Source organism: Stutzerimonas sp. 21-1 (genome assembly GCF_056336065.1).
The window spans coordinates 219820-245743 of record NZ_CM150500.1; the positions used below are offsets into that span (position 1 = coordinate 219820).

Consider the following 25924-nt stretch of genomic DNA (forward strand, 5'->3'; position numbering starts at 1 on the left):
GCCTGTCCGGATGCGTCCCGGCGAGCGCGGCTGGCGCTGGCCGCGGGCGATCTCCACGGTTTCGCTGAGCGGCAGCCTGCCGGACAAGCTGCGCGCCATCGCCGCGGCCGGCTTCGACGCCGTCGAGCTGTTCGAGACCGATCTGCTGCATCACCCGGGCAGCCCGGCCGAAGTGCGGCGGCTGTGCGAGGAGCTGGGCATCGGCATCGCGCTGTTCGAGCCGTTCCGCGACTTCGAGGGCTGCCCGCGCGAGCTCGTGCAGCGCAACCTCGACCGTGCCGAGCGCAAGTTCGACGTGATGCAGGAGCTGGGCACCGAACTGCTGCTGGTCTGCAGCAACACCCAGGCCGAGGCGCTGGACGAGCCGGAAATCCTCGCCGCCGACCTCGCGCGGCTGGCCGAGCGCGCGCAGGCACGCGGCCTGCGCATCGGCTACGAGGCGCTCGCCTGGGGCCGTCATGTGCAGACCTGGGGCCAGGCCTGGGAACTGGTGGCGCGGGCCGCCCACCCGGCGCTCGGCATCGTCCTCGACAGCTTCCACACCCTGGCGCTGCGTGACGATCCGGCGGGCATCGCCGCGTTGCCCGCCGAGAAGATCTTCTTCGTGCAGCTGGCCGATGCGCCGCTGCTCACGCTCGATGTGCTGCCGTGGAGCCGCCACCACCGCTGCTTTCCAGGGCAGGGCGCGTTCGATCTGGCCGGCTTTCTCGCGCCGGTGCTGCGCAGCGGATATCGCGGGCCGCTGTCGCTGGAAATCTTCAACGATGGCCTGCGTGCCGCGCCCGCTCTGGCCAGTGCCGCCGACGGCCTGCGCGCGCTGCTCTATCTGGAGGAGCAGACCCGCCAGCGGCTGGAGCAGCAGGGCGCGACGCCGCGCGGCAACCTGTTCGCCGCACCGCCGGCCGCCAGCCATGCGGGGCTCGATTTCCTCGAATTCGCCGTCGATGCCGTGCAGGCCGAACGCCTCGGCGGCTGGCTCGAACGCCTGGGTTTCGCCCGCGTCGGCGAGCACCGTTCCAAGGCGGTGTGGCTGTATCGCCAGGGCGAGGCGAACATCGTGCTCAATGCCCAGCCGCAGTCGTTCGCCGCGGATTTCTTCGCCGCGCACGGCACCTCGCTCTGCGCGATGGCGCTGCGGGTCGAGCGCGAGGCGCCGGCGCTGGAGCGCGCCTGTGCCTTCCGCGCCCAGCCCTACTGCGGTCTGGTCGGCCCCGACGAACGGGAGATTCCGGCCGTGCGCGCGCCGGACGGCAGCCTGATCTATCTGGTCGAACCGGGCGCGCCGGGGCACAGCGTCTATGACACCGACTTTCGCATCGACCCGCAGGCGCAGCCGAGCGGCGGCCTGTGCGGCATCGATCAGCTGGCCAGCGCGCTGCCGGCCGAACGGCTGGCCAGCTGGCTGCTGTTCTATCGCAGCCTGTTCGATTTCGAGGTGGCCGACGAGGCGGTGGTGTTCGACCCGCGCGGGCTGATCCGCAGCCGCGCCGTGCACAGCCGCTGCGGCCGGGTACGCCTGCCGCTGGAGATTTCGCCGGACCACGATACGGCGGTCGCCCACACGCTGGCGCGCTACCGTGGCGCGGGATTGCAGCGCATCGCCTTTACCTGCGACGACCTGCTCGCCGAGGTGGAGCGCCTCCAGCAGGCCGGCGTGGCGCTGCTGAACATCCCGCAGAACTACTACGATGACCTCGCCGCGCGCTTCGCGCTCGACGACGCCACCTTGCAGCGCCTGGCCCGCGGCAATGTGCTGTACGACCGCGATGCGCAGGGCGGCGAGCTGCTGCAGGTGTGTACTGCGCCGTTCGAGGGGCGCTTCTGCGTCGAGATCCTGCAGCGGCGCAACGGCTACGCCGGCCACGGCGAGGCCAACGCGGCGGTGCGTCTGGCGGCACTGGCGCGCCAGCGCGGCTAACGCTGGATAAGCGCCAGCGCACGGCCCGCTCTACGCCTATCGGCGAAACTGGGTTTTGCCGGAGGCGGTGATATGATCCCGCCGCTTTCGCCCATCAGCCGTTTGCGCGCCGTGCGCTGGAGCTCCCGTGCCGTCGAGAAGCCCGATCGGTCTGCGCCAATGGATCTGGCGCGCCTTCGTTCAGAGTGCCCTGATTCCGCTGGTGCTGGTGGAGGCGGTGCTCATCGCAGTCTATCTGCTGACCAACAATGCCATCCGCGATGCGCATATCGACTACCTGCGCCAGACTGCCCTGACCGACCTGCAGGCCTCGGTCGGCCTGGAGGCGCGCATCATCGATGCGCAGCTGGGGCAGATCACCGCAGCCACCGAGCTGTTTCGCAGCCTGACCGGCCGCGCGCTGCTCGACCAGCCGTCGGCATGCGCCTGCCCGCCGGCGCTGGCGCTGAACGCTGCCGGAGTGCGCTACAGCCCGCGTGACGAGGGCGGCGCGGCGGCGTTCTATTCCGGTTCCACGCCGCCGGCGCGCCAGGACCTGGACAAGGTCAATCGCCTGCGCAGCCTCGATCCGCTGATGATGGAACTTAAGGCGCGTTTTCCGCTGATCGCCAGCCTGTATTTCAACAGCTGGGACAGCTACAACCACATCTACCCCTGGTTCTCCACGCCGGACCAGTACCCGAATGACATGGTCATTCCCGACTACAACTTCTATTACCTCGCCGACGCCGAGCACAATCCCAAGCGCGGCGTGGTGTGGACCGACGTCTACCTCGACCCCGCCGGCCACGGCTGGATGATGTCGGCGATCGCGCCGGTCTATCGCGGCGATTTCCTCGAGGGTGTCAACGGCATCGACATCACCGTCAGCGGCATCCTGCAGCAGATCGCCCAGCTGCATGTGCCGTGGGACGGCTACGCGATGCTGGTCAGCCGCGACCTGGGCATCATGGCGCTGCCCGGCCCCGGCGAGCGCGACTTCGGCCTCGCCGAACTGACCGAGCACTCCTATGAGGAGGCGGTGCGCCGCGAGATCTTCAAGCCCGAGGACTTCAAGCTGCAGCAGCGCGCCGAAACCCGCGAACTGGCCGCGGCCATCAAAGGTGAGCCGGTCGGTGTGCGCCGCCTGGTGCTCGGCGGCCGGCCGCAGCTGGTGGCCTGGACCACCATCGACCAGACCGGCTGGCACCTGCTGGCGGTGGTCGACGAGGCGCAGATGTTCGCCCAGACCAACGCCCTGGCCAGCCGCTACCAGCAGATTGGCTACCTGCTGATTGCCGGGCTGCTGCTGTTCTACCTCGGCTTCTTCGCCTTCATGTGGCGGCGCGCGCGGCGCCTCAGCGATTCGCTGCGCGCGCCGATCGCCGGCGTCTCGCAGATGCTCGACGAGATCGGCCAGGGCCGCTGGCAGCCGGCACCGGTGACCTCGAGCATCCGCGAACTGGACGACATGGCCCGGCACACGCTGTCGATCGGCAGTCAGCTGCAGTCCAGCGAGACGCGGCGCTGGCAGACCCAGCGCCGACTGGAGCTGGTGCTGGAAAGCGCCACCGAGAGCCTCTGGGAGTTCGATCTGCAGAGCGGCGTGCTGCAGCTGCGCGGGCGCCTGCCCGCGCGCTTCGGCCTGCCTGAGGGGCAGCTGACCGGCGAGCAGTTCCGCCAGCGCATTCATCCCGAGGACCTGCCGCGGGCGATGGCCCAGCTCAAACTGGTCCAGCAGGGGCTGTCACAGCGCTACGACGTCGAATACCGCTTTGCCGACGCGCTCGGCCAGTACCACTGGCTGCTCAGCCGCGGCCGGGTGCTGGAGCACGATGCGCAGACCGGGCTGCCGCGCGTGCTGGCCGGCACGCATGTCGACATCGATGCGCTCAAGCAGGCGGACGCCGAGCTGCGCGCCGCGACGGCGCAGGCGCAGGCCGCCAACGAGGCGAAGACGCGCCTGCTGTCGGGTATCAGCCACGAGCTGCGCACGCCGCTCAACGCCATTCTCGGCTTCGCCCAGCTGATGCGCATGGACTGCAACGACGAAAGCCAGTCCGAGGCTGCCGAGTACCTCGACGAAATCCTCCTGGCCAGCCGCCATCTGAACCAGATGCTCGGCGACGTGCTGGAGTGGTCCGGCCTGCAGAGCGAGCGGCAGACGCTCGAACTGCGGCCGGTAGCGGTCGCCGGGCTGTTGCGCGAATGCGCCGAGCTGGTGTCGCTGGAGGTGCGCCAGCGCAACCTGCGCCTGGACGTGCAATTGCCGCCGGACACGTTACAGGTGCTGGCCGAGCCGCGTCGGCTGCGTCAGGTGCTGCTCAACCTGCTGTCCAATGCGCTGAAGTACAACGTGCCCGATGGCTGCGTGGTGCTGCGCACGGAGAGCGCCGGCAACCGCGTGCGGCTGATCGTCGAGGACACCGGGCTGGGCATCGACCCGCAGCAGCAGGATCAGGTGTTCGAGCCGTTCCAGCGCCTGGGGCGCGAGAACAGCATGATCCAGGGCACCGGCATCGGCCTGTCGCTGTGCCTGGAGTTCGCCCGGCAGATGAACGGGCAGATGGGCCTGCACAGCGAGCCGGGTGTCGGCAGTCGCTTCTGGATTGAACTGGAGCAGGCGCCGGTCGCCGATTGAGCCGGGCGGCGCGTCAGTCGGCGCGCTCGCCGCACAGGTCGACGGCGAACCAGCGCGCCACCTCGGCGGGCGACAGCCCGGCGCCGAGCAGGGCGAACAGCTTGCCCAGCGCCGCCTCGCGCGTCATGCCGCCGCCATCGAGCAGGCCGCAGGCGGCCAGACGGCTGCCGGCGGCGTACAGGCCGAAATCCACATGGCCCTGCGGACACTGACTGATCGCCACCAGCACCACGCCGCGCGCATGGGCCTCGGCCAGCGCGGCCAGCAGCTCGGCATCGTCGGACGGTCCGGTGCCGCTGCCGTAGCATTCGAGCACCAGCCCGCGCACGTTGCCGGCGAGCGCGGCGCGCAGCTGCGCCGCCTGGATACCCGGATACAGCGGCAGCACCGCCAGCTCGACCGGCTGGCGCGGCTGGCGGTAGTCGAGAAGCGGCGGGATGCCGCTGCCGCGCGGCTCGTGACGCTGGCGCGGCAGCGTGGCGAACGCATCGAGGCTGGCGGTGCCCAGCTTGCTGGCACGGGCGCCGTGCAGCAGGCGGTCGTGGAAATACAGCTGGACGCCGGCTACCGCGCCGTCGTGCAGGGCCTGCAGGGCGCCGAACAGGTTGTCCCAGGCGTCGCTGCCCGGCACGCCGGCCGGCAGCATGGAGCCGGTCAGCAGCACCGGCGCCTCCAGCCCGAGCAACAGGAAACTCAGCGCCGCCGCGCTGTAGGCCAGGGTGTCGGTGCCATGCAGCACCAGCACGGCGTCGCAGCCGTCCTGCTCGACGCCCTGGCGGATCGCCGCGGCAATCGCCAGCCAGTGGCGCGGGGTCATGTTGGCGCTGTCGATCAGTGGCAGCAGCTCGCGGAACTGCCAGTCCGGCAGCGCCCGCCCGGGTTGCAGCGCCTGTTGCGCCCGCAGCCGCTCGGCGAAGCCGGAGGCGGGCATCAGCCCGTCGGCGCTCTGCTGCATGCCAATGGTGCCGCCGGTGTACAGCACCAGGGTCTTTCTGGAAGCCGGCATGGGATCTCCTCAAACGAAACAGGGGGCCTGCAAGCCCCCTGTCGATCATTAGGCACCGCTAAAAACTATCTGCGTTGCCATCGCTGTGTTGAAAACAGGCTCACAGCCGTAAGGCTGAACGCGCTTTAGCGCGGCCCCGAAGGGGTGAGCGAAGCGAATCAAATGCTCGTTTACCATTCGTAAACTGCGCTTTTTCGCCTGTTTTCGCCTTGCGCTGGCTGCCTCGCCTACGTTTTTAGAGGTGCCCCGACGCGAGCGGGTGCTCAGTGCTGGACGGCGGCGCTGCCGATGATACGGGCCTCTTCGCCGGTCTTGGCCGGCCAGACGGCAGGATCGAGATCCAGATCGGCGTAGTCGCGTGGGTCGAGCACCGGCGACTCTACACCGGCCTTGAGCTGGCTGTCGTAGTCGCGCATCAGGCGCAGGCCGACCTTGAACAGCAGCGCCAGGGCGACCAGGTTGCAGATCGCCAGCAGGCCCATGGTGAGGTCGGCGAAGGCGAACACCGTGCCCAGGTCCTGGATCGAGCCCCACAGCACCAGCGCCACCACCAGCAGGCGGTACAGCTGCACCGGCCAGCGCTTGGCGGTGAAGAAGCCCAGCGCGTTCTCGCCGAGGTAGTAGTTGTAGATCAGCGTGGTGAACACGAACAGCAGCAGCGCGAGGCTGACGAACACCCGACCCCACTCGCCGACCACCGCGGCCACGGCGGTTTGCGTCAGCACCACACCGGCCTGTTCCATGCCCGGCTGGTAGACGCCCGACAGCAGGATGATCAGCGCGGTGCAGCTGCAGATCACGATGGTGTCGATGAACACGCTGAGCGACTGCACGATGCCCTGCGCCGCCGGATGCTTGACCTCGGCCACCGCCGCCACGTTCGGCGCGCTGCCCAGGCCGGCCTCGTTGGAGAACAGGCCGCGCTTGACGCCCATGATGATCGCCGCGCCGATGCCGCCGGCGAACGCCGGTTCCAGGCCGAATGCGCTGCGCACGATCAGACTGAAGGTTTCGGGAATCGCCCCGGCGTTGCTGCCGATCACGTAGATCGCCATCGCGATGTAGGACCCGGCCATGATCGGCACCATCACGTCGGCGAAGCTGGCGATGCGGCGGATGCCGCCGAAGATGATCAGGCCCATCACCACCATCAGCGCGATACCGCTGACCAGCGTCGGCACGCCGAAGGTGTCGTGCAGCGAGCTGGCCACGGTGTAGGACTGCACCGCGTTGAAGCCGAAGCCGAAGGTGACCAGCAGCAGCAGCGACACCAGGATGCCCAGCCAGCGCTGGCCGAGGCCGTGCTCGATGTAGAACGCCGGGCCGCCGCGATAGCCGCCGTCCGGTTCACGGCGCTTGTACAGCTGCGCCAGCGAGCACTCGAAATAGCTGGTGGCCATGCCGACCAGCGCCACCATCCACATCCAGAACACCGCGCCCGGCCCGCCGAGCATGATCGCCACCGAAACCCCGGCGATATTGCCGGCACCGACGCGGCCGGCGACCGAGAGCATCAGCGCCTGGAACGAACTGAGCTGGCCCGGCTGGCGGGTGAACGCCTCGCCGAAGATGCGGAACATGCTGCCGAAATAGCGAAACTGGACGAAACGCGAGGCAATCGTGAAGTACAAGCCCAGGCCGATCAGCATGACGATCAGCAGCTTGCTCCAGATAAGGTCGTTGAGAATATCGAGCATGGGGGAAGGTCTCTCTTGTTGTTTTGCGAGTAGACAACGTGCAGGGCGGAAATGATTCGGCCGCGTGCCCTGGCCGCGCAATTGCGCAGGTCGCGGCAACCTGATGCGAGTTGATGCTAGACTCGCGTCACCCGCATCAGAGCCGCCGCCATGTACGAACACCTGGGTGACAACCTCAAACTGCTCTGCAGCCACTACCGCTCGATCGCCGAGGTTTGCCGCAAGCTCGGCATCAACCGCGCGCAGTTCAACCGCTACCTCGGTGGTCAGAGTCGACCGACCGCGCACAACCTCAAGCGCATCTGCGATTTCTTCGGCGTCGAGGCCTACGAACTGGGCCTGCCTGGCGAGCAGTTCGCCCAGCTGATCGGCCTGCGCCGCCACGACCAGGAGCGCAGCGGCGTCGGCGATCCGCTGCTGGAGCTGTTCCAGCCGCTGCGCGACAACGCCAGCAGCCTGCTGTCGCGCTATTGCGGCTACTACTTCGAGTACGCCAACTGCATGTCGGTGCCGGGGCAGATCCTGCTGTCGCTGGTGCACCTGCGCGAGGATCGCGGCAGCTTCGTCTTCGAGCGTCAGGAACGTCAGGAGCGCTCACGCGCCGGGCAGACGTCTGAGGAGTGGGTGGTGCGCTGCCGCTACCTGGGCGCGGCGTTCTACCTGCAGGACCGGCTGTTTCTCATCGACTACGAGTCGCTGACCGACAACGAGATGAGCCAGACCATCCTCATCCCCAGCTTCAAGAGCCGCATCGGCCGCCTCAACGGCCTGAAGACCGGCGTCTCCAGCGGCGACCGCCGCACCCCGGCCTGCACCCGCGTGGTGTGGGATTACCTCGGCAGCGAGATCAACCGCGTCAACGCCTACCGCCAGGTGATGCTCTACGCCCCCGACGATCCGCGCATCGACGACGACATTCGCCAGCGCCTGGCCGGCGCGCAGATTCGTGATGGATTGTTTGAGATCGAGTAGCGGTTGGATCGTCGGGGGACCGTGACGATGCAAAGAGCGGGCGGACTGGTGCTGGGTTTCGCAGCGTTTCCGGAAGCGGAGATCGTCGCCGCGCTGCAGCGACTGCGGCGTGCCTGGGACCTGCCGAACTAGCGACAGGTCGCAGGGCGGCGCTTACTCCTTGTTTCTGCTGTCGTAGATCGCGCGGTCGAGTTCCTGCTCGCTGCGGCCGACCAGCGTGGTGGTCATCAGGTCGCCGGCGACATTCACCGTGGTGCGCGCCATGTCGAGGATGCGGTCGATGCCGGCGATCAGCGCGACGCCTTCCAGCGGCAGGCCAGCGGCAGTGAGCACCAGGCCGAGCATGATCAGCCCGGCGCCGGGGATGCCGGCGGTGCCGATGGAGGCCAGCGTTGCGGTAAGGATGATCATCGCGTACTGCCCGGCGCTGAGGTCGATGCCGAACGCCTGGGCGATGAACAGCGCCAGCACGCCCTGATAGATCGCCGTGCCGTCCATATTGATGGTCGCGCCCACCGGTAGCACGAAGCCGGCAACGCCCTCGGACACGCCGAGGTTCTTGCGCGCACATTCGATGGAAACCGGCAGCGTGCCGGAGCTGCTCGAGGTGCTGAAGGCCACCGCCAGCGCCGGGGCGATGCCCTGGAAGAAACGCAGCGGGTTGAGGCGCGCCAGTCCGCCGAGCAGTCCGCCGTAGACCAGCAGCACATGGGCGATGCTGGCCAGGTAGATCACGCCGATCACTCCGGCCAGCGGCAGCAGCACTTCGGCGCCATGGCTGCCGACCACGCCGGCGGTCAGGGCGAACACGCCGAGCGGCGCCGCGCGCATCACCAGGTCGGTGAGTTTGTAGAAGGTTTCGGCCAGCGCATCGAACAGGCGCACCACCGGCGCGCCGCGTTCACCGATCAGGTTGATGCTCACGCCCAGAGCGATGGCGAAGACGATGATCTGCAGGATGTTGCCTTCGGCGAAGGCGGCCACCGGGTTGGCCGGCACCAGACCGACCAGGATCGACACCAGCGAGGGCGCCTGCTTGGCCTGCTCACTGCCACTGGCGACCATGTTCATGCCCTCGCCGGGACTGAACAGCGCGCCGAACAGCATGCCGATGCTGACCGCGAACGCGGTGGTCACCAGGTAGATGACGATGGTCTTGAAGCTGATGCGGCCGAGCTTGGCGCTGTCCTGCATCGAGGTGATGCCGGCCACCAGCGAGACGAATACCAGCGGCACGATGAGCATCTTGATCGCGTTGAGAAACAGCGTGCCGATCGGTGCCAGCAATTGCGCGTCTGCACCAAAGGCCAGACCGGTGGCAACGCCGAGCGCCAGGCCGATGAGAATCTGCTGCCAGAGCGGCAGGCGAACGAGCAGGCGCAGGGGGGCGGAGAGGGTCGTACTCTGAGTCATGGGTCTTCCTGTTGTTTTTATTATGCGAACGAGCCGGGCTGGCGGCCCGTAAAGCAAACGCCCGGCAGGGTTGCCGGGCGCAGGGGGCGATCACACCGCGAGCGGCACCAGCCGCGGTGCGATCATGTTTTCCGGGCGCAGGATGTCGGCCAGCGTGGCGTCGTCGAGCAGCTGCTCCTCGCGCACCAGCTCCAGCACGCCGCGGCCGCCGAGCAGGGCCTGGCCGGCGATGCGCGTGGCGTTTTCGTAGCCGATGTAGGGGTTGAGCGCGGTGATCAGGCCGATGGAGTTTTCCATCAGCTCGCGGCAGCGCCCTTCGTTGGCGGTGATGCCGACAATGCAGTGCTCGCGCAGCATGTCGATGGCCCGCTGCAGCAGGCGGATCGAATCGAACAGCTTGTAGGCGATCAGCGGCTCCATGACGTTGAGCTGCAGCTGCCCGGCCTCGGCAGCCATGGTCAGCGCCAGGTCGTTGCCGATGACCTCGAAGGCGACCTGATTGACTGCCTCGGGAATCACCGGGTTGACCTTGCCCGGCATGATCGAGCTGCCCGGCTGGCGCGGCGGCAGGTTGATCTCGTTGATGCCGGTGCGCGGGCCGCTGGAGAGCAGGCGCAGGTCGTTGCAGATCTTCGACAGCTTGACCGCGGTGCGCTTGAGCAGTCCGGAGAACAGCACGAAGGCGCCCATGTCCGAGGTGGCCTCGATCAGGTCGGCGGCCGGCTGCAGCGGCTGGCCGCTGATCTCGGCCAGGCGCTGCACGGCGATGGCCTGATAACGCGGGTCGGCGTTGATGCCGGTGCCGATCGCGGTGCCGCCGAGGTTTACCTCGACCAGCAATTGCGGGGCGATGCGGCGCAGGTGGCCGAGGTCTTCGCCGAGGGTGGTGGCGAAGGCGTGGAATTCCTGGCCGAGGGTCATCGGCACTGCGTCCTGCAGCTGGGTGCGGCCCATCTTCAGCACGTGGGCGAATTCCTCGCCCTTGCCGGCGAAGGCCTGGATCAGGCTGTCGAGGCTGGCCAGCAGGGTGTCATGGCCGAGCAGCAGGCCCAGGCGGATGGCTGTCGGGTAGGCGTCGTTGGTCGACTGCGCCATGTTCACGTCGTTGTTCGGGTGCAGGTAGCGGTATTCGCCCTTGGCGTGGCCCATGTATTCCAGCGCGAGGTTGGCGATCACCTCGTTGGCGTTCATGTTGGTCGAGGTGCCGGCGCCGCCCTGGATCATGTCGACCACGAACTGTTCGTGGAACTCGCCGCGGATCAGTCGCGCGCAGGCCTGGCTGATCGCCTGGTGCTTGGCCTCGTTCAGCTGGCCCAGCTCGCGGTTGGCGTCGGCGGCGGCCTGCTTGACCATCGCCAGCGCGACCACCAGCTTGGGGTAGTGCGACAGCGGCACGCCGGACAGGCGGAAGTTGTTCACCGCGCGCAGGGTCTGGATGCCGTAGTAGGCATCGGCGGGTACTTCCAGTGGGCCGAGCAGGTCTTTTTCGAGGCGAAAGGATGCAGCGCAGGACATGAGAGTTCTCATCCGGTAGGAAAGCGGCTGTGACCGCGATGCCAGCTACCATAAGGTCTGCGGCCGTTCGTCGGCCAATGCCGTTATCCGCTGTCCCATGCCGGATCGGCATAATGCGGCTGTGACGTTCGCTCGCTGGCGAGCGTTATCCTGTCAGCAGACGGCGCTTCGGAGATGGCATGAACATCGAAACCAAATGGCTGGAGGATCTGGTCGCGCTGGCGGCCACCCGCAGCTTCTCGCAGGCTGCCGAGCGGCGTTTCGTTACCCAGCCGGCGTTCAGCCGGCGTATCCGCAGCCTGGAGAGCACGCTCGGGCTGACCTTGGTGAACCGCTCGCGCACGCCGGTGGAGCTGACCGAGGCCGGCCAGCTGTTCCTGATCACCGCGCGCAACCTGGTCGAGCAGGTCGGCGAGGTGGTGCGCTACCTGCACAATCTCGAGGGGCAGCGCGGCGAGGTGCTGCGCATTGCCGCCGCGCATTCGCTAGCGCTGGGCTTTTTCCCGGCGTGGCTGGCGCAGCTGCGGCGTGACGGCGTGCCGGTCAACAGCCGGCTGGTGGCGACCAACGTCGGTGAGGCGGTGCATTCGCTGCGCGAGGGCGCCTGCGACCTGATCCTCGCCTACCACGATCCGGAAGCGACCCTGCAGATGGACCCGGAGCTGTTCCCCTCGCTGGCGCTGGGGCGCACCGAGATCGTCCCGGTGTGTGCGGTGGATGAGGCCGGCGCGCCGCTGTTCGATCCGGACAGCGGGCAGAGCGTGCCGCTGCTGGCATACAGTGCCGGCGCCTCGCTGGGCCGTTCGGTGAATGCTCTGCTGCGCCAGCGCGGGCTGCGTTCGACCACGGTGTACGAGACGGCCATGGCCGACAGCCTGAAGAGCATGGCGATGCAGAAGCTCGGCCTGGCCTGGGTGCCGCGGCTGAGCGTGACTGCCGAACTGGCGCGCGGCGAACTGGTGATCTGCGGCGGCGAGCATTGGCGCGTGCCGCTGGAAATTCGCCTGTACCGCTGCGCGCTGGTGCGCAAGGCGCCGGTGCGGCTGCTCTGGCGCAAGCTGGAGAGCGGTGCGGGACGCGGGGACGGTGCAGGCGCTGACTGATCGTTGAAGGTCCGGTGGCAACCGTGCCTTCAGCCCCGGCGCCACCAGCGTGAGCGCGACGCGACTTCCGGCCAGGGTATCGCCTTGTTCTCGCAGCGCACGATGCCGCCGGCGCTCAGGCGCAGGGTCCAGCGCTGGGCGATCTCGCCTGGCTCGCCGGGTTGCCGGCAGACCAGCAGCAGGTTGTAGTCGTGCTGCTTTTCGATGGCATGCGCCTGGACGACCGGCGGCTGGCCGTCTTCCTCCTGCCATTCGTAGAGCTGCTGGTGGCTGGCCTGGATCAACGCGCAGAGCGGCTCGAAATCCAGGGTCAGGCGCTCCTGGATCTGGTTCTGGGTCAGCGCCGCCTTGTCCAGCAGCAGCCGCGAACGGTAGCAGACGATCTGCCGCTCCTCGTTGGTGGCCCACTTGCCGGAATGTTCGCGCACCGCACGCTGAAGCTCGCCCAGCTTGCGGTAGTCGAGCCAGAGCAACTGCTGGGCCATCACCTTCTGCGTATAGGGCATCAGCAGGCGCAGCTTCCAGCGCGGCTTGCCCTTGCGCAGCCAGCGGGTGGCGGTGTCGATCAGGTCGTCGCGCAGCAGGTCGCGAATCGCGTAGATCAGCGCGATGCCCATCAGCAGGGCGAAGGAGAGCTTCTGGCTGGCGTCGCGCACGTTGAACAGGAAGTAGGTGAACAGCGACATGATCAGCATGGTGGACGCCGCCTTCACCAGCTTGCGGGTGCCGGCGCCCAGCTCGATCAGCTGCTGGCGCAGCACCACCGGGTACTCCAGCAGCCGCTGGTAGAGGCCCATACGGTTCCACACGCGGGTCGGCGGACCCTTGAAGTCGCCCAGATAGTCACGCTCGGCGCGATAGCGGCGTTCCTGCTGGATGAACTGCAGCGTCGCCTGTTTCAGCTCGTCGTCCAGTGCGTCGTAGCCTTCCAGCGTCATGCTTTCCAGCAGGAACTGCTCGGCCAGCCAGGAAAAGTAGACGTCCAGCTGGCGAAAATAGCGCGATTGCTTGCTCTGCTGCGGCTCGCCCTTGCGCAGGCGCTGGGCGAAGTTCTGGCTCAGGCGCAACGCGCGCGCCAGCGGCTCGGCGGATGCCTTGCCCTGCAGTTGCTGGCGCAGGCGGTCCAGCGACGCCTGATAACGGAAGAACCAGGCGCCGTGCATGATCTCGTAGTGCGGCGAGAGCAGCGAGAAGGCGGTGTCCAGCTTGCCGGCGCGGTCCTGGACCGGCAGACCGAGCAGGCGGAAACGGTGCATCAGCGCGCCGTGGAAGAACTGCTCCTCGCTCAGGGTGCGGCCGGACAGGGTGGTCTCGTGGGGCGTGAACAGGTACAGCTCGACCAGATGCCGGCCCGGCTGGGTCAGGGTTCGGGTCAGTTGCAGGCGAAAATCGCCCTGGCGCTTCAACGAGAACACGGCACCTCCGCTCACAGTACGCGGCGAGCATAGCAAGCCTGAGGCACCTGCCGGCGCTGCGAGAACCGGCGGCCGGCCAAACCCGCGCGGCCTGCGCCGGGCGGACAAGCGCGGGTGCCGGTGCGGCGGGGCTTGCGATATACTGCGCGGCCCTCGGTCGGACTGGTTCCGGCCCTTTTTCCTAACGGCCGCGCTGCCCCCAGCGCGGCCGTTGTTCCTGATGCGCCGGCAGGCGCGAGAAAGAGGCACGACGATGACCGCACTGGTAGGCGTGATCATGGGCTCGAAGTCCGATTGGTCCACCCTCAGCCACACCGCCGAGATGCTGGAAAAGCTGGGCATTCCCCATGAAGTGACGGTGGTTTCCGCCCATCGCACCCCGGATCTGCTCTTCCAGTATGCCGAACAGGCCGAAGCCCGCGGGCTGCGCGTGATCATCGCCGGTGCCGGCGGCGCGGCGCATCTGCCGGGCATGTGCGCGGCCAAGACGCACCTGCCGGTGCTCGGCGTGCCGGTGCAGTCGTCGATGCTCTCGGGTGTCGATTCGCTGCTGTCGATCGTGCAGATGCCGGCGGGCGTGCCGGTCGCCACCCTCGCCATCGGCAAGGCCGGGGCGATCAACGCGGCGCTGCTGTCGGCGAGCATCCTCGGCCACGAGTACCCGGAATATCACGCCGCGCTGAAGAAATTCCGCGACGAGCAGACCCAGAGCGTGCTGGACAACCCCGACCCGCGTGGCTGAGCGGGTTCTACACTTGCCATCGGCGCGCGCGGATGGCCGCCTAACGAAGGGCCGTGAGTTATGAAAATTGGTGTGATCGGTGGCGGCCAGCTGGGCCGCATGCTGGCGCTGGCGGGCACTCCGCTGGGCATGAGCTTCGCCTTCCTCGACCCGGCGCCGGACGCCTGCGCCCAGGCGCTCGGCGAGCACATCCGCGCCGACTACGACGACAAGGAGCACCTGCGCCGGCTGGCCGACGAGGTCGATCTGGTGACGTTCGAGTTCGAGAGCGTGCCGGCCGAGACCGTGGCGTTCCTTTCGCAGTTCGTGCCGGTCTACCCGAGCGCCGAGTCGCTGCGCATCGCCCGCGACCGCTGGTTCGAGAAATCCATGTTCAAGGACCTCGGCATTCCCACTCCGGAATTCGCCGACATCCAGTCGCAGGCCGATCTCGACGCCGCGGTGGCCACCATCGGCCTGCCGGCGGTGCTCAAGACGCGCACCCTGGGTTATGACGGCAAGGGTCAGAAGCTGCTGCGCAAGCCCGCCGACGTCGCCGGCGCATTCGCCGAACTGGGCAGCGTGCCGTGCATCCTCGAAGGCTTCGTGCCGTTCACCGGCGAAGTCTCGCTGATCGCCGTGCGCGGCCGTGACGGCGAAACCTGCTTCTATCCGCTGGTGCACAACACCCACGAGAGCGGCATCCTGCGGTTGTCGGTGGCCAGCAGCAACCATCCGCTGCAGGCGCTGGCCGAGGACTATGTCGGCCGCGTGCTCAAGCGCCTGGACTACGTCGGCGTGCTGGCCTTCGAGTTCTTCGAGGTGGACGGCGGGCTGAAGGCCAACGAGATCGCCCCGCGCGTGCACAACTCCGGGCACTGGACTATCGAGGGCGCCGAGTGCAGCCAGTTCGAGAACCACCTGCGCGCCGTTGCCGGCCTGCCGCTGGGTTCGACTGCCAAGCTGGGCGAGAGCGCCATGCTCAACTTCATCGGCGAAGTGCCGGAGGTGGCCAAGGTCATCGCCGTCGAGGATTGCCACCTGCACCACTACGGCAAGGCGTTCAAGGCAGGCCGCAAGGTCGGTCACGCCACGCTGCGCTGCCCCGATCGCGCCACGCTGGACCGGCAGATCACCGCCGTCGAGACGCTGATCAGCCACGCCTGACGCTCCGGTCGTCCGGCGGCGGCGAACGCAACCGCCGCCGCCCGGGTCCATCGGTTACCACCTACGGACCCGGGAGAACCACATGGGCATCATCGGCACCATCCTCATCGGCCTGATCGTCGGCCTCGTCGCGCGCTTCCTCAAGCCGGGCAACGACAGCATGGGCTGGATCATGACCATCCTGCTCGGTATCGGCGGCTCGCTGCTGGCCAGCTACGGCGGCCAGGCGCTGGGCCTGTACCAAGCCGGCGAGGGCGCGGGCTTTATCGGCGCGGTGGTCGGTGCGATCATCCTGCTGGTCATCTACGGCGCGCTGACCCGCCGCAACCACTGATCCGCCGCGGGCCGCCGCGGCGGCCCATCCCGCCACCGAACCGCCCGCCATGCCCCGATTGCTGCTGCCGCTGTTGCTCTGCTGTTCCCTGCTCGCCCACGCCGCCCCGCCGGAACTCGACTGGCTGGAACTGATGCCGCCCGAGGATCGCCAGGCGCTGGAAGACATGCCGGAAATCGACCACGGCGGCAACGAGGACCCGGGCTTCAGTGCCCAGGGCGCGCTCAAGCAGGGTGCCGGACTGCCGGCGGTGATGTATTCGGCCAAGACAGTGCCGGCCCTCGACGGCAAACCGGTGCGCCTCGGTGGCTACCCGGTGCCGCTGGAAAGCGACGAGCAGGGCCGCAGCACGCTGTTCTTCCTGGTGCCCTATCCGGGCGCCTGCATCCACGTGCCGCCGCCACCACCGAATCAGATCGTGCTGGTGCGCTACCCGCGTGGCATTCAGCTCGACGACATCTACACGCCGCTGTGGGTCGACGGCCCGCTGAAGATCGAGACGGTGAGCAACGAACTCGCCGACGCCGCCTACGTCATTCCGGCCGATGCGGTGGAGCCAGTCGACGAAGCGGACTTCTGAGTGCTCGACGCACGACGCCGCGAGGCGTTTCGCCAGCTCGCGGCCGACACCGCGGGCATCGACGTCGAGGTCTACCGCCAGTTTGGCAAGGACCCGCTGGAGCCGATCCTCGGCCTCGGCGAGGCGGCCGCGCCGATCTGCTTCTTCGGTCGCGATCCGGGCCGTGAGGAGGTGCGCCACGGCGCGCCGTTCGTTGGTGCCAGCGGGCAGAGCGTGCGCCGTGCGCTGCATCGCCAGCTGTACGGCACGGAGCCGGCGGACTTCGACGCGGCGCTGGCGGTGGGGCGGGGGTTCTTCTGGCTCGGCACGGTGCCGTACAAGCCGCAGGGCAACCGCGCCTGGTCGATGGCAGTGAAGCGGCGCTTCCAGCCGTTGCTGCGCGAGCTGCTGCTGAGCGAATGGCACGGCCGGCACATCGTCACCTTCGGTCGCGAGGCGTTTCTCTGGTTCGGCATCGACCAGCCGCGCGCGGTGCGCGCGCGGCTGGAGGCGTTCTGGCGGCGCGACGACCGCTTCAGCGCGAGCATCGACGTGCAGCTGCACGACGAACACGGCGCGCTGCGGGAGTTCGTCCTGCATCCGCTGCCGCATCCTTCGCCGCTCAATCAGCTCTGGTTCAAGCGCTTTCCCGCGCTGCTGCAGGCACGCCTGGCGGCGCTCGCAATTGGGCACCTCTAAAAAACTACCTGCGTTGCCATCGCTGTGTTGAAAACAGGCTCAAAATGCTCATTTACAACTCGTAAACTGCGCTTTTTCGCCTGTTTTCGCCTTGCGCTGGCTGCCTCGGCTACGTTTTTAGAGGTGCCCGTCGGCGCGCCGCCAGTGGCCTGAGGCTCAGATATCCAGGCAGATCTTGCCGAAGTGGCGGTTGCTCTCCTGATAGCGGAAGGCGTCGCAGATCTGCTCCAGCGGGAAATGCCGGTCGATCACCGGGCGCAGGCCGTTGGCGTCGATGGCGCGGATCATCTCCTGCTGCTGGGTGCGGCTGCCGACCAGCACGCCCTGCAGGCGCAGCTGGCGCACCAGCGCGGTGACCAGCGGCAGTTCGCCGGCCACCCCGGTGAGGATGCCGATCACCGCAATGTGCCCGCCGATGCGGGTGGCGGTCATCGACTGCACCAGCGTCGACGGCCCGCCGACCTCGATCACATGATCGACGCCACGGCCATCGGTGAGTTCGAGCACGCGCTGGCCCCACTCCGGGGTGCTGCGGTAGTTGATCAGCTGATCGGCACCGAGGCCGCGCAGGCGTTCGAGCTTGTCGTCGCTGGAAGAGGTGGCGATCACCGTGGCGCCGGCCAGCTTGGCGAACTGCAGGGCGAAGATCGACACGCCGCCGGTGCCCTGCACCAGCACCGTCTCGCCGGGCTTGAGCGCGCCGTCGACCATCAGCGCGCGCCAGGCGGTCAGTCCGGCGGTGGTCAGGGTCGCCGCCTCGGCATGGCTCCAGCCCTTCGGCGCGCGGGTGAACGAAGTGGCGCGGGCGGTCACCGTCTCGCGCGCGTAGCCGTCGATGCCGTCGCCCGGCACCGTGGCGAAGCCTTCCACCAGCGGCTCGCCGTCCAGCCAGTCGGGGAAGAAGGTGCTGACCACCTGATCGCCGACAGCGAACTCGCTGACTCCGGTACCCACCGCGATCACCTCACCGGCGCCGTCGGCCATCGGGATGCGCGGCTCGGTCGGGCCCCACATGCCGCTGACCACCGCGAAATCGTGGTAGTTGAGCGAGTTGGCGCGCAGACGCACGGTGATTTCGCCGGCCGCTGGTTCGCGCGCCGGGCAGCTGCCGACGATGACCTTGTCGTAGCCGCCGCCGGGTTGAACGTAGATCGCTTTGCTCATGGTCGCTCCAGAATTACGGATGGTGACCTTCACAGCCGGCGTCGGCGTCCGGTCACCATCGAGAGAAACAGGTTTTCGCGCAGCCGCAGGCTTTCCACCAGCGCGGCCAGCAGGTGCAGGCCGACCAGTCCGAGCAGCGCGTTGGCGAAAGCATCGTGCACGATCAGGGGGCCGTCCAGCCCCCAGAAGTAGTCGACTTCCTCCATGAGAAATCCGGTGACGCCCAGACCGAGCATCAGCAGCATCATCAGGATCATCACCAGCGCGCCGATCGGCGAATGCCCGAGGCGATGGTAGGGCCGGCCGTGCAGCAGCGCGCCCAGATGTTCGGCCAGGCGAGCACGGCTGGGCCAGAAGTCGGCCCAGCGCGCCGCCGGCGTGCCGACGAACCCCCACACCAGGCGGATCGCCAGCCAGGCCACGGCGTAGTAGCCCAGCCAGCGGTGCCACGCCTCGCCTTCCTCGGTGAAGAAGTAGTTGGCGATGAAGGCGCCGGCCAGCGACCAGTGGAACAGGCGTACCAGCGGGTCCCAGAGCGTGACGCGGTCGGGTTTCATGTCAGTCGTCGATATCGGTCTTGACCGTCTCGCCGCTCACCGGATCGAAATAGATCTCGACCTTCTGCTTGTCCTTGTTCCAGCCGTAGATCTCGTAGCAGTTGCCGTCGGTGACCTTGAACTTCTTGATCTCGTAGCCCTGGGCCTTGAGGTCGGCCTGGAATTTTTCCTGATCCTGCCACTGCGCCTTGTCGGCGCTGGTGCACTCGGGTTCGGCCAGGGCCAGCGGGCTGGCGAGGGCGAGAGAAAGCAGAAGCAGCTTGCGCATGGGAGTGTCCTCTTGCGAAAGAATCGGCACATGCCCCGGCGAGGCCGTCGAATGGCGCAGGCCGCGGCGCATGGCGGTGTCCGGCGCAGGCGCGCGGTACCGTCAGCATTCAGAGCGCGGCGGCGCCGGCATGTTCCGCAGCCGTCACCGGCGCCGCGCGTGCCGCTGGAATTGCCGCCGATCTGCTGGGAGCATGGGAGGCCCGCCAGTCAAGGAGCTGTCATGAAAGGACAACCGTTCTACCGCCGCCTGCGGTTCGCCCGCCACGGGCTGGCGCAGGCCTGGCGCCGCGAGCGCAGCGTGCGCACGCACCTGCTCGCCGCGACGCTGGTGCTGCTGGTGTTGCTGCTGACGCGCCCGGCGGCCATCTGGTGGGCGGCGCTGACGCTGACGGTGGGTCTGGTGGTGATCGCCGAGTTGCTCAACAGCGCGCTGGAAACCCTGATGGATTACCTGCATCCGCAGCAGCACCCGGAGATCGGCGTGGCCAAGGACATCGCCGCCGCGGCGGTGCTGATCGCTAGCCTGGTGGCGCTCGGCGTCGGCGCGGCGTTTCTGTTCAGCCTGCTCGGCGGCTGAGGTGGCCTCTCAACGCGGGTCGGCCGCGGCCTTGCGGCGCCTGCCGGTGGTGCCTTTGTTTGCGGCGGCCTTGCGCTTGTTCTTCCAGGGCGTGCCGCCGCGCGCAGGTGGCCCGCTGATGGTGAGGCGTAATCCGGCGCAGCGTTCGACCAGCTTGCTCATCCACGCTGACTGCTTGACGACGAATTCCTCCAGCGGCATCTCGCCGTTCTGCACCATATCCAGCGCCTGCTCCCAGATCGCCGTGGTGCCGGGGTCAGCGATCGGCCGCGGCACCGCGTCGATCAGGCCGAACGCCGCCGGGGTCGCGGCCAGCGCCTTGCCCTGCTTGCTCAGGTAGCCGCGTTCGAGCAGGCCCTGGATGATCCCGGCGCGCGTCGCCTCGGTGCCGATGCCGGTGGTGTCCTTGAGCTTCTGCTTCAGGCGCGGGTCGTTGACCAGCTTGGCGACGTTCTTCATCGCCTTGATCAGTTCGCCCTCGGTGAATGGCTTGGGCGGCTGGGTGTGCTGGTCCTTGAGCTTCACCTCGGCCACGGCGTAGTCCTGGTTCGCGGCGAGTGCCGGCAGTGCCTGCGGCTCGTGCGCTTCGCGGCCTTTGGCCGGCGTCAGTGCCTCGGGCAGCGCGCGACGCCAGCCCGGCTCGACGATGCACTTGCCCACCGCGCGCAGCGTCTGGCCGGCGCAGGTGAAGTCGGCCTGGGTGCGGTCGTACTCGTGGTGGGGCAGAAACTGCGCCAGATAGCGCGCGCGGATCAGCCCGTAGACGGCGCGCGGCTTGCCGCTCAGGCGCGCCGAGGCCTGCGCGGCGACGGTGGGGATGATGCCGTGGTGCGCGCTCACCTTGGCGTCGTTCCAGGCCCGCGAACGGCGCCGGGCGTCGAGGTGCGGCGCCAGGGCAGCCAGCGCCGGATCGGCAGTACCCAGTGCGGCGAGGATCGCCGGGGCTTCGGCGTGCTGGCTGAGCGGCAGGTAGCCGCAGTCGCTGCGCGGGTAGGTGATGAGTTTGTGCGTTTCGTACAGCGCCTGGGCGATGTCGAGGGTTTCCTGGGCGCCGAGGCCGAGCTTCTTCGAGCAGACCTCCTGCAATGTGCCGAGATCGAACGGCAGCGGCGCCGCCTCGCGCATCCGTTCGGTGTTCAGCTCGACGAGCCGCGCGCTGCCGGCGCGGCGCATGGCCTCGGCGGCGTCGCGCGCCAGCTCGGGGTTGAGGCAGCGGCCCTGCTCGTCGCAGGCATCTTCCGGGGCGCGCCACTGCGCGGTGAACGGCGTGCCATCAGCCAGCAGCTGCACGTCGATGGCCCAGAACGGCACCGGCACGAAGTCGGCGATGCTGCGGTCGCGGTCGACCACCAGGCGCAGCGTCGGCGTCTGCACGCGACCTACCGGGAGCACGCCCTGGTAGCCGGACTGGCGGCCGAGCAGGGTGAACAGCCGGCTCATGTTCATGCCGATCAGCCAGTCGGCGCGCGAGCGGCCCAGCGCGGCCTGGTAGAGGTTGAAGGTCTCGCCGCCCGGTTTGAGCGCGCCGAGTGCCTTGCGGATCGACGCCTCGTCCAGCGCCGACAGCCACAACCGCTGGATCGGCCCGCGATAGCGGCAGTGCTCGACCAGCTCGCGGGCGATCATCTCGCCCTCGCGGTCGGCGTCGGTGGCGATCACCAGCTCCGCGCACTCGCCGAGCAGGCGCTTGACCGCCTTGAACTGGCTGGCGGTCTTCGGCTTGACCTGCATCTTCCACTGCTGCGGCACGATCGGCAGGTCGGCCAGGTTCCAGCGCTTGTAGCGGGCGTCATAGGCATCCGGCGGCGCGGTCTCCAGCAGGTGGCCGATGCACCAGGTCACGCTCACGCCGGCACCCTGCCAGCAGCCGTCGCCGCGCCGGTTGGCGCCGAGCACCTTGGCGATGTCTTTGGCCTGGGAGGGTTTTTCGCAGAGAAAGAGCCGCATGCTGGTCATCGATGGCTGCAACGAGCGCCAAGCATGGGCAGAAAGCGCGGCGCCGGCAACCGAAAATCTGTATATGCATACAGTTTATTCGTGCCGTGTCGCTCAACTCCGCGGCGGCGGGTGCAGCTGGCTGCGAAATTGCCCCGGACTCTGGCCGGTCCAGCGGCGGAACAGTCGATGAAACGCGCTGGGCTCCTGGAAGCCGGCGCGCACGGCGATTTCGCTGATGCTCAGCTGGCGGTCGCGCAGCAGGTTGAACACCAGGGCGCGGCGCACCTCGTGCTTGATCTCCTGATAGGTGAAACCTTCCTTGGCCAGTTGCCGCCGCAGCACCTGCTCGCCAAGCCCGCGCGCGCGGGCGATGGCGGCGAGCGTCGGCCACTGATCGCTGGGCTGGCTGCGCAGCGCGCGGAAGATCTGCGAGGCGAGGCCGCTGTCGTTGCGAAAACGCACCACCAGCCATTGCGGACAGCTGCGCAGGAAGGCGCGCAGCGAGGCGCCATCCTGGATCACCGGCAAGCGCAGGTAGCTGGCCTCGAAGGCCACCTCGGTCTGCGCGCCGTCATATTCCACCAGCGGCCCCCAGTGCCACGGCGTGGTCTCGCCGGCCGGCGCGGGGGTGCTGAATTGGCTGCGATTGAGTGGAATGCGCCGGCCCACCAGCCAGCACATCACGCCCAGCACGATGCTGAGGAAGATTTCCTCGGCCGGGCCCTTGAGCGTTGGGTCGGCCAGCTCGCTGCTCAGCCTGACGACGGCCTGGCCATTGCGCACCTCCAGCGTCGCGCGGATGTCGTGGATGAACAGGCCGAGGTACTGCAGGCAGCGCGGCAGCGCCTTGCCCAGGCTGGTTTCCTGGATCAGCCCGCGACAGATCAGGGCGAAGCTGCCGTTGGGCAGGCCATGGGAGTCGAAGCCGAAGAATTCGTCGCCCAGCTCGGCGCTCATCGCCAGCCAGAAGCGGCTGACCGCGACGGCCGGCACCTGGGCGTGCGGCGCGGTCAGCGCGGCGGCGTCGATGCCCGCGGCGGCGAGCACCTGCTGCAGGCGCGCCGGGTTGTCGCGCAGACGATGAAGCGCGGCCTGGACGAGGTAGGCCGCCACCGAATCCTGTTCACGCATGGCGTTATCCGTTTGCTGGGGTCGGGCGTGCGCCCGCGGTGGCGTCGGGTGGCCGAATCTATGCCGCTGCAACGACGGTTTTGGGCATAGCAAGTGCACTCGGCGCCTGCCTAGACTGGCTCACACCGTCGCCTGCGTGCAGGCCCGACCATCTCCGTGGAGGCTGCCATGCACGCCCGATCCGCCGCAACCTTTGAAATCAGCCGCGAGCGTGCGCTGCAGCTGTTCGCCGACGAGGGCTTCGGTCAGGTCAGCCTGCGCCGGCTGGCCAGCCACATGGGCATTTCCACCGCGACCCTGTACACGCATGTGGCCGGCAAGGAGGAGCTGCTGTTCGACGCGCTGGAGGAGCATTACGAGCATCTGCTGCTGCTCGCCGAGCGCGGTGTGCGCGGCGAACCGGCCGTGCGCCCGCGCGTGCAGCGGCTGAGCCGGGCGCTGGTCGAGCTGTATCGACACTGTCCGTCGCGCTTCCTGCTGGCCACGCGCGAGCGGCACTGCCTGCGCGATGGCCACCGGCGACGCATCGACAGCCTGCGCCGACGCATCGTCGAGCAGCTCGCTACCTGGCTGCAGGGCGGCGAGGCGCCGACGGCAGGTCGCGTGCTGCTCGAACTCATCGAACACCTGCCGCTCTGGCTGGCCGCGCATGGCCTCACGGCCGAGCAGCAGACCCGGCTGGTCGATGCGCTGCTGCTCGGCAGCCTTCCCGGCCTGCGCCAGCTGCCCTCCCCAGAACCCATCCTGCCGACCGAGGTAATTCACCATGCCCAGTTACAAGGCCGATCTGCGTGACGCCCGCTTCATCCTCCACGAAGTCTTCGATGCGCCTGCGCTGTGGGCGCGCCTGCCGGCGCTGGCCGAGCGGATCGATGCCGAGACCGCCAACGCCATACTCGATGAGGCGGCCAAGGTCACCGGCGAGCTGCTGGCACCGCTGAACCGCAGCGGCGACGAGGAGGGCGCGCAGTGGCTCGAAGGCCGGGTGCGCACCCCGGCGGGCTTTCGCGAGGCCTATGCCACCTACGCCGAAGGCGGCTGGGTGGGCCTGGCCGGTAATCCCGAATACGGCGGCATGGGCATGCCGAAGATGCTCGCGGTGGCCTTCGAGGAAATGCTCTACGCGGCCAATTCGAGCTTCGCGCTGTATTCGGCGCTGAGTTCCGGCGCCTGCCTGGCCATCGACGCGCATGCCAGCGAAGCCCTCAGGCAGCGCTACCTGCCGCCGCTGTACGAGGGCCGCTGGGCCGGCTCCATGTGCCTGACCGAGCCGCACGCCGGCACCGACCTGGGCATCATCCGCACCCGTGCCGAGCCGCAGGCCGACGGCAGCTACCGCATCAGCGGCACCAAGATATTCATCACCGGCGGCGAGCAGGACCTGACCGAGAACATCATCCATCTGGTGCTGGCCAAGCTGCCCGACGCCCCGGCGGGGCCGAAGGGCATCTCGCTGTTCCTCGTACCGAAGGTGCTGGTCGGCGAGGACGGCAGCCTCGGGGCGGCGAACGCGGTGTCCTGCGGCTCCATCGAGCACAAGATGGGCATCAAGGCTTCGGCCACCTGCGTGATGAACTTCGACGGTGCCTGCGGCTATCTGGTCGGCGAGCTGAACAAGGGCCTGGCGGCGATGTTCACCATGATGAACTACGAGCGGCTGTCCATCGGCATCCAGGGCATCGGCTGCGCCGAGGCTTCCTACCAAGCGGCGCGCGATTACGCCCGCGAACGCCTGCAGAGCCGTGCGGCCACGGGGCCGGTCGCGCCCGAGCGAAGCGCCGACCCGATCATCGTCCACGCCGATGTGCGGCGCATGCTGCTGACCATGAAGACCATGACCGAGGGCGGGCGCGCCTTCGCCTGTTACGTCGGCCAGCAGCTGGACCTGGCCAAGTACGCTGACGACCCGGCGCAGAAGGAACGGGCCGAGGCGCTGGTGGCGCTGCTGACCCCGGTGGCCAAGGCGTTCTTCACCGATGCCGGGTTCGAGAGCTGCGTCCTTGGCCAGCAGGTGTTCGGCGGCCACGGCTACATCCGCGAATGGGGACAGGAGCAGCTGGTGCGTGACGTGCGCATCGCGCAGATCTACGAAGGCACCAACGGCATCCAGGCGCTCGACCTGCTCGGACGCAAGGTGGTCGCCAACGGCGGTGCATCGCTGCGGCTGTTCACCGATGAAATCCGTGCCTTCGCCACGACCCATGACACACCGTTCAACGCCGCGCTGCACGAGGCGGTCGAGCGTCTGGAGCGCGTCAGCGCCTGGCTGCAGGAACAGGCCCGCGGCGATGCCAACGCCGTCGGCGCGGCGTCGGTGGAATACCTGCAGCTGTTCGGCTACACCGCCTATGCCTACATGTGGGCGCGCATGGCGGCCAGCGCTGCCCGCGGCGCAGCCGACGACGCGTTCTACCGCGCCAAGCTGGGCAGCGCGGCGTTCTATTTCGAGCGCCTGCTGCCGCGCACGCTGGGGCTGGAAGGCAGCATCCGCGCCGGCAGCACCTCGCTCTACAGCCTGGAAGCCGAGCTGTTCTGAGCAACTGGCGGCTCGCCTGCCGAGCGCGAGCCGCAGGCAGCCCGGGGCACGGGAGTCGTGGTTTTGCTCAGTGTCCCGGAGAGGCCAGGGTCTGGGCGAACTCACCGATGGCTTCCACGACCTGCTGCGCGCCGTGCTGTATGTCGAGGATGACCGTGCCGGCCTGGTTGGCCAGGGCGACGCCTTGTTCCGCCTTGCGCGTGCTGGCCTGCATGTTCTCCGTCGCCACCCGGGCCAGTTCGCGGTTCTTGCCGACCACCTCGGTAATGGCCACGGTCGCCTGGCTGGTGCGCTGCGCCAGGTTACGTACCTCATCGGCGACCACCGCGAAGCCGCGGCCCTGCTCGCCGGCGCGGGCCGCCTCGATGGCCGCGTTGAGCGCCAGCAGGTTGGTCTGCTCGGCAATGCCGCGAATCGCGCCGACGATGCTGCCGATCTCCTCCGACTGGGCGCTCAGCGCGCCGATGGCCTGCGCGACCTGCGCAAGTTCGTCGGCGATGCTCTGCACCACGTTGACCGACTGCTGGACCACCGCGGCGCCTTGCCGCGCGGACTCGTCGGTCTGCCGCGAGGTCTCGAAGGCCATCTGCGCCGCGCGGGTTTCGGCGTCCC

The 25924-nt window shown here is 68.3% G+C and carries 23 protein-coding genes; 12 read left to right on the plus strand and 11 right to left on the minus strand.

The annotated features are described in order from the left end of the window. Positions 1 to 10: 10 nt before the first annotated feature. On the plus strand, positions 11 to 1918 hold the full coding sequence (locus AC0ZJQ_RS01025) for a bifunctional sugar phosphate isomerase/epimerase/4-hydroxyphenylpyruvate dioxygenase family protein (RefSeq protein WP_476477791.1): 1908 nt from the start codon (positions 11 to 13) through the stop codon (positions 1916 to 1918). Positions 1919 to 2045: 127 nt separating this feature from the next. Continuing rightward, positions 2046 to 4538: a sensor histidine kinase gene (locus tag AC0ZJQ_RS01030; protein ID WP_476477217.1), complete on the plus strand. Its 2493-nt coding sequence runs from the start codon at positions 2046 to 2048 to the stop codon at positions 4536 to 4538. A gap of 13 nt (positions 4539 to 4551) precedes the next feature. Here the strand turns inward: AC0ZJQ_RS01030 and AC0ZJQ_RS01035 are convergent, their stop codons facing one another. After that, complete coding sequence (locus AC0ZJQ_RS01035; RefSeq protein ID WP_476477218.1) at positions 4552 to 5544, minus strand: asparaginase; 993 nt, start codon at positions 5542 to 5544, stop codon at positions 4552 to 4554. A gap of 263 nt (positions 5545 to 5807) precedes the next feature. Further along, positions 5808 to 7241 carry an alanine/glycine:cation symporter family protein gene (locus tag AC0ZJQ_RS01040; protein ID WP_237263712.1) on the minus strand — a complete coding sequence of 478 codons (1434 nt, stop codon included), beginning with the start codon at positions 7239 to 7241 and terminating at the stop codon, positions 5808 to 5810. 150 nt (positions 7242 to 7391) lie between these two features. Here AC0ZJQ_RS01040 and AC0ZJQ_RS01045 point away from each other — a divergent pair, with 150 nt between their 5' ends. Then, the gene (locus AC0ZJQ_RS01045) at positions 7392 to 8213 is read left to right on the plus strand and encodes a helix-turn-helix domain-containing protein (protein ID WP_008568586.1); all 822 of its coding nucleotides are present in this window, start codon (positions 7392 to 7394) and stop codon (positions 8211 to 8213) included. A 153-nt stretch (positions 8214 to 8366) separates the two neighbouring features. On the opposite strand, the gene AC0ZJQ_RS01050 is transcribed toward AC0ZJQ_RS01045, so the two are convergent. Then, a complete protein-coding gene (locus AC0ZJQ_RS01050) occupies positions 8367 to 9626 on the minus strand; it encodes a dicarboxylate/amino acid:cation symporter (protein ID WP_237263714.1) in 1260 nt (419 codons plus the stop codon). Positions 9627 to 9716: 90 nt separating this feature from the next. After that, on the minus strand, positions 9717 to 11141 hold the full coding sequence (locus AC0ZJQ_RS01055) for an aspartate ammonia-lyase (protein ID WP_476477219.1): 1425 nt from the start codon (positions 11139 to 11141) through the stop codon (positions 9717 to 9719). 179 nt (positions 11142 to 11320) lie between these two features. Between AC0ZJQ_RS01055 and AC0ZJQ_RS01060 the strand changes: the two genes are divergently transcribed. After that, a complete protein-coding gene (locus tag AC0ZJQ_RS01060; RefSeq protein WP_476477220.1) occupies positions 11321 to 12244 on the plus strand; it encodes a LysR substrate-binding domain-containing protein in 924 nt (307 codons plus the stop codon). Positions 12245 to 12273: 29 nt separating this feature from the next. Here AC0ZJQ_RS01060 and AC0ZJQ_RS01065 read toward each other — a convergent pair whose 3' ends face one another. Continuing rightward, on the minus strand, positions 12274 to 13659 hold the full coding sequence (locus AC0ZJQ_RS01065) for a hypothetical protein (RefSeq protein WP_476477221.1): 1386 nt from the start codon (positions 13657 to 13659) through the stop codon (positions 12274 to 12276). 253 nt (positions 13660 to 13912) lie between these two features. On the opposite strand from AC0ZJQ_RS01065, the gene purE reads away from it, so the two are divergent. The 5 genes from purE to AC0ZJQ_RS01090 all read left to right on the plus strand — a co-directional run bounded on the left by purE (position 13913) and on the right by AC0ZJQ_RS01090 (position 17139). Continuing rightward, positions 13913 to 14401 carry a 5-(carboxyamino)imidazole ribonucleotide mutase gene (gene purE / locus AC0ZJQ_RS01070; RefSeq protein ID WP_102829150.1) on the plus strand — a complete coding sequence of 163 codons (489 nt, stop codon included), beginning with the start codon at positions 13913 to 13915 and terminating at the stop codon, positions 14399 to 14401. Positions 14402 to 14461: 60 nt separating this feature from the next. Then, positions 14462 to 15547 (plus strand): 5-(carboxyamino)imidazole ribonucleotide synthase, encoded by a 1086-nt coding sequence (locus AC0ZJQ_RS01075; protein WP_476477222.1) that lies wholly within the window; start codon positions 14462 to 14464, stop codon positions 15545 to 15547. Positions 15548 to 15629: 82 nt separating this feature from the next. Beyond that, positions 15630 to 15881 carry a GlsB/YeaQ/YmgE family stress response membrane protein gene (locus tag AC0ZJQ_RS01080; RefSeq protein ID WP_102829148.1) on the plus strand — a complete coding sequence of 84 codons (252 nt, stop codon included), beginning with the start codon at positions 15630 to 15632 and terminating at the stop codon, positions 15879 to 15881. A 49-nt stretch (positions 15882 to 15930) separates the two neighbouring features. After that, positions 15931 to 16461 carry a DUF3299 domain-containing protein gene (locus AC0ZJQ_RS01085; protein WP_476477223.1) on the plus strand — a complete coding sequence of 177 codons (531 nt, stop codon included), beginning with the start codon at positions 15931 to 15933 and terminating at the stop codon, positions 16459 to 16461. Then, complete coding sequence (locus AC0ZJQ_RS01090; RefSeq protein WP_476477224.1) at positions 16462 to 17139, plus strand: uracil-DNA glycosylase family protein; 678 nt, start codon at positions 16462 to 16464, stop codon at positions 17137 to 17139. A 156-nt stretch (positions 17140 to 17295) separates the two neighbouring features. Here AC0ZJQ_RS01090 and AC0ZJQ_RS01095 read toward each other — a convergent pair whose 3' ends face one another. From AC0ZJQ_RS01095 to AC0ZJQ_RS01105, 3 genes are read right to left on the minus strand one after another with little or no spacing between them, the layout of a single operon-like run. Further along, on the minus strand, positions 17296 to 18303 hold the full coding sequence (locus tag AC0ZJQ_RS01095) for a zinc-dependent alcohol dehydrogenase family protein (RefSeq protein WP_008568575.1): 1008 nt from the start codon (positions 18301 to 18303) through the stop codon (positions 17296 to 17298). 29 nt (positions 18304 to 18332) lie between these two features. Further along, positions 18333 to 18860 (minus strand): cytochrome b/b6 domain-containing protein, encoded by a 528-nt coding sequence (locus AC0ZJQ_RS01100; RefSeq protein ID WP_008568574.1) that lies wholly within the window; start codon positions 18858 to 18860, stop codon positions 18333 to 18335. Between the two features lies 1 nt (position 18861). After that, positions 18862 to 19128, minus strand: coding sequence for a PepSY domain-containing protein (locus tag AC0ZJQ_RS01105; RefSeq protein ID WP_008568573.1), 267 nt, complete (start codon positions 19126 to 19128; stop codon positions 18862 to 18864). Positions 19129 to 19350: 222 nt separating this feature from the next. Between AC0ZJQ_RS01105 and AC0ZJQ_RS01110 the strand changes: the two genes are divergently transcribed. Further along, positions 19351 to 19707, plus strand: a complete 357-nt coding sequence (locus AC0ZJQ_RS01110; protein WP_213662376.1) for a diacylglycerol kinase — start codon at positions 19351 to 19353, stop codon at positions 19705 to 19707. A 9-nt stretch (positions 19708 to 19716) separates the two neighbouring features. Here AC0ZJQ_RS01110 and AC0ZJQ_RS01115 read toward each other — a convergent pair whose 3' ends face one another. Together AC0ZJQ_RS01115 and AC0ZJQ_RS01120 are read right to left on the minus strand one after the other, a co-directional pair. Next, a complete protein-coding gene (locus AC0ZJQ_RS01115) occupies positions 19717 to 21654 on the minus strand; it encodes a DNA topoisomerase III (RefSeq protein ID WP_177313807.1) in 1938 nt (645 codons plus the stop codon). Positions 21655 to 21756: 102 nt separating this feature from the next. Continuing rightward, positions 21757 to 22776, minus strand: coding sequence for a helix-turn-helix domain-containing protein (locus AC0ZJQ_RS01120; RefSeq protein ID WP_008568567.1), 1020 nt, complete (start codon positions 22774 to 22776; stop codon positions 21757 to 21759). A gap of 168 nt (positions 22777 to 22944) precedes the next feature. Between AC0ZJQ_RS01120 and AC0ZJQ_RS01125 the strand changes: the two genes are divergently transcribed. Both AC0ZJQ_RS01125 and AC0ZJQ_RS01130 read left to right on the plus strand, forming a co-directional pair. After that, a complete protein-coding gene (locus AC0ZJQ_RS01125; protein WP_102829139.1) occupies positions 22945 to 23571 on the plus strand; it encodes a TetR/AcrR family transcriptional regulator in 627 nt (208 codons plus the stop codon). Continuing rightward, positions 23543 to 25312: an acyl-CoA dehydrogenase C-terminal domain-containing protein gene (locus tag AC0ZJQ_RS01130; RefSeq protein ID WP_008567580.1), complete on the plus strand. Its 1770-nt coding sequence runs from the start codon at positions 23543 to 23545 to the stop codon at positions 25310 to 25312. Before AC0ZJQ_RS01125 ends, AC0ZJQ_RS01130 begins: the two co-directional genes overlap by 29 nt. A 67-nt stretch (positions 25313 to 25379) precedes the next feature. Here AC0ZJQ_RS01130 and AC0ZJQ_RS01135 read toward each other — a convergent pair whose 3' ends face one another. Beyond that, positions 25380 to 25898: a methyl-accepting chemotaxis protein gene (locus AC0ZJQ_RS01135; RefSeq protein ID WP_237264004.1), complete on the minus strand. Its 519-nt coding sequence runs from the start codon at positions 25896 to 25898 to the stop codon at positions 25380 to 25382. Positions 25899 to 25924: the final 26 nt, after the last annotated feature.